The 1,635-nt window shown below is 72.3% G+C and carries 1 protein-coding gene; it reads left to right on the top strand.

Annotated features, from left to right (window positions below):
- Positions 1-220: 220 nt before the first annotated feature.
- Positions 221-1,635 (top strand): DUF2298 domain-containing protein (locus tag ACFR9S_RS02455; RefSeq protein ID WP_379817993.1); only part of this gene is annotated, 1,415 nt, incomplete at its 3' end.

Here is a 1,635-nt window from a genome sequence, read left to right as displayed (position 1 = left end):
GACCGACACCACGCTCGCCGAGCGGGCAGCCCCTTTCAGTCCCGCCCGACCGCACAGCCCACACACCTCCCCAGCCGACTCACTCGCTCACTCCGTTCGCTCGTTCGTCCCTCGCGCTGAGGCGCGGCACAGGGCCGCGCCCGTTTCGCGCCACCGCATCCGCCGGTAGTGAGGGGCACGTCCCAGAAAGACCAAAACGATCCGCCCGTAGGGCTATCCCATGCAGTGGCTCCCCGTCCTCGCGTACCTCGCGCTCGTCGCGGCGTTCACGGCGCTGGGCGCGCCGATCGCCGCGGGGCTGTTCCGACACCTCCCCCGGAAGGGCGCCGCCTTCGCGCTCCCGACCGCGCTGGTACCGTTTGCGATCCTGATCTTCTGGATCGGCCAACTCACGTTCGGCCTCCACACGCTGGTGCTCGGACTCGGAATCGTCCTCGCCGGCTCGGTTCTCGCGTGGCGCCGCGGCGCCCGCCCGGACTGGCCCGCGGTGGCGGCGATGTACGGCGTGTTCGTCGTCGGCTTCGGGATCATGCTCGCGTTCCGGGCGGCCGACCCCGCGATCACCGCCGCCGCCGGCGAGCAGTTCCTCCACTTCGCGCTGGTCAACACGCTCGAACGCGCCGAACAGCTACCCCCTGAGGACGTCTGGTTCGCCGGGAAGCCGCTGCGGTACTACTACGGCACCCAACTGCAGGTCGCGAGCCTCGCGATGCTGACGGGGACCGCGATGCGCTACGGCTTCAACCTCGGCATCGCGACGTTCTACGGGATGCTGTTCGTCGTCGCCGCGGGCGTCGGCGGCGCGCTCGTCTCCCGCCGCGGCGGCTCCGTCCGCGTCGGCGGCGTCGCGGGCGCGTTCTTCGTCGCGCTCGGCGGCGCGGCGACCACGGCCGTCCGACTCGCCACGCCGTACCTCCCGGACTCGATCCGCGGAATCGTCGAACAGGCCGCGTTCGGCTTCGTCGCCCAGCGCTTCGAGGGCGGCGACCTCGCGGCGACCGTCGCGAACCTCTCCAAGCCGCTGGACTGGGGCTGGTGGTACACCCGCTACGTCGTCCCGGGGACGATCCAGGAGGTACCGCTGTACTCCTTCGTGAAGGCCGACCTCCACGGCCACACGTTCGCGAACCCCTACGTGCTGTTCGCCGGCGCCCTCGCCCTCGCGTACTACGCCACGCCCGCGGCCGAGCGAAAGCGCCGCCTCGCGCTCCTCTTCGGGGGCCTCGGCGCCGTCGCCGGCCTGTTCGGCTTTATGAACACGTGGTCGCTGCCGACCGCCGCGGGGCTGGCCGCGCTCGCGGTCGGCGCCGCCGACGCCCACCCGGCGACGCTGCTGCGCGATTCGCTGGCCGACCGTCTCCAGCCCGCTTCCGACCCAGAGAACCGCGCTGACTGGCTCGCACACGAACTCTGGCGGGTCGCGCTCGCGGCCGTCGCCGCGGGGATCGTCCTCGCGATCGGCGTCGCGATCGCCTCGCCGTTCCTGATCTTCGGCCACGTCCCGAGCAACGAGGGGATCGGCTTCCTGCCGCCGCGCAGCCCGCTGCCCGCGTTTCTCGTGATGTACGGCGGCCTCGTAACCGCGTTCGCGGCGTACGTCGTCGCCCGGGGCTGGCCCGCGGTCGACGACCTCCC

Source organism: Halolamina salina (genome assembly GCF_042678005.1).
GTDB classification, from domain to species: Archaea; Halobacteriota; Halobacteria; order Halobacteriales; family Haloferacaceae; genus Halolamina; species Halolamina salina.
This window is presented reverse-complemented; position numbering and strand designations above follow the sequence as displayed.